Raw genomic sequence first — 1,353 nt, 5'->3', positions numbered from 1 at the left:
CCGCTTCGCTCTGCCTCCGGCAGCCGAATACTCGCTACGCTCGTTTCGCGCGTCCCCGCGCGAAAAGCCCGCCTCCGGCGGGGCGTTGTTCAATACGGCCTCCGGCCGAATTGAACAACGTGCGTGCCTCCGGCACGGACAAGAAGCGGCATGAGCGTTCCTCCGGAACGCCGGGGGGAATTGAGGGTGCGTCATTTCGGGTTCCCGGATAGGTACTGGGGTGAGGGTAGATCAGGGGTCCGAGGAGGGTGAGGGGTTGAGGAATCCTCCCGGATTCCCGCACGGGCGAGGGTATTTGATTGGTGTTCGATGAAACAAGTACAGCACGGAAAACAGGAAAAAGGAAACCCCGAATTACCGGACCCCCCCGGGCACCGTCCAGCCCGAGGGAGCGGCCTGCCTCCGGCAGGACCACGACCACACACAGCGGACACGTCGACGCACGGACCCACACAGCCCATACAGAGCCCGGAGACCATGCCAGAGGAGCTCGGGCCCGCCCCCACCTGCTCCACCCCCACACCGGCCCCCACAAGCCGGCCACCCCCACCCGCGCGACGCCCACCGGCGACGCGCAACCACACACCACCCCACACCCTACCCCGAAGCCACCACCCACACCCCAGCACCCCGCCCCCATTCCTCACTCATCATTCAAACGGCAGCGGGAAAAGTGGCAGCAGAGGGGATGTCAGACCCCCGACCATGCCCAAAACCCTTGGTTGACCTGCGCGTATGTCTGCTCGTACCGAGAGGCTCCCGCAAGAGTTGTCGCAAGAGTAGGTGCAGGAGTAGGCGCAAGAGTTGGTGCAAGAGTTGTCGCAAGTTCCGGCGTTTCGAGTCTCCCCCCTCCCTGGTGAGTGTATTATTGATTCTGTCGGTCGGGCGGCAACCTGATCGGCACTCAATCACCAACCGGAGGAGTTCCCTTGGCAACCGAAACCGTCGACGCGGTAAGCCGACTCACCATCCTTCTTCCAGGAGCGCACGAGACGGACGCATCCATTGGTCTGACGCTCATTCCCCTTCTCAAGATCCCGGGCGCCATCATCGAATTCCGGCACCCTACCGCCGCACGCGTGTGGTGGGAAGGATGGTGCGAGGCCGCCGCAATTCTCGACAAGGTATTTCCCGAGCAGGTTGACCCGGGTGAATTGAGCGAACCGGAACTCACGATCAATTCGTTCGTCATCTTGGATGACGCGCCCCGTCGGGCCAAGATCCGTGCTCGCAGCACAGCAGCGAGCCCCGGAGGAGTCAGGGCTTCGGCGTAGTCGCGTGACGCCCGGTTCGTGGTGGTCCGTCAGGTCAGCGGCAGGGTCCGCAACGTGACAGGCACGGCTTCCAAGATCA

The 1,353-nt window shown here is 63.4% G+C and carries 1 protein-coding gene; it reads left to right on the top strand.

What is annotated here, in order from left to right:
- The first annotated feature begins 929 nt into the window (after positions 1–929).
- The gene (locus ACGF5O_RS49065) at positions 930–1,274 is read left to right on the top strand and encodes a hypothetical protein (protein ID WP_393816440.1); all 345 of its coding nucleotides are present in this window, start codon (positions 930–932) and stop codon (positions 1,272–1,274) included.
- The last annotated feature ends 79 nt before the right edge of the window (positions 1,275–1,353 follow it).

This window comes from Streptomyces sp. NPDC048291, assembly GCF_043201715.1.
In the GTDB taxonomy this organism is placed as follows: domain Bacteria; phylum Actinomycetota; class Actinomycetes; order Streptomycetales; family Streptomycetaceae; genus Streptomyces.
The sequence above is the reverse complement of the archived record's forward strand: the minus strand, read 5'-3'. Positions and strand labels throughout refer to the sequence as shown.